Source organism: Treponema sp. R6D11 (assembly GCF_054786075.1).
The window spans coordinates 1-363 of sequence record NZ_BDHD01001194.1; the positions used below are offsets into that span (position 1 = coordinate 1).

General features: G+C 49.9%; 1 protein-coding gene. It reads left to right on the forward strand.

All coding sequences use genetic code 11. The annotated features are described in order from the left end of the window. Nucleotides 1-363, forward strand: a 363-nt coding sequence (gene ruvA / locus ACYVTD_RS18075; RefSeq protein ID WP_461248992.1) for a Holliday junction branch migration protein RuvA, incomplete at both ends; no start/stop codon positions are given.

The following is a 363-nucleotide window of genomic DNA, read 5'->3' on the forward strand; positions in this document are numbered from 1 at the left end:
GCTCAAAACCATGTTTAACAGTATCCGAGGAGTTGTAACCGCCAAGGCAGGCGACTCCATTTTTGTTCTTGCGGGCGATATTGAGTGGGATATAGCCATGCCTTCAAACGACGTACAGGAATTCGCCCTTAACGGGGAATGTAGGGTATTTACATGGCTTTACCACCGCGAAGACCAGATGAAGCTTTACGGCTTTGCAAGCGTAAGGCGGCGGGACGCTTTTCTTGAACTGTTAAAAGTGGAAGGTATAGGCCCGAAAGGGGCGTTAAAAATATTGGGCGGTATAAGCCAGGAAGACCTTGAAAAGGCCCTTGAAAACGGGGATATTGCGCGCCTTGAAGCCGTCCCCGGGCTTGGCAAAAA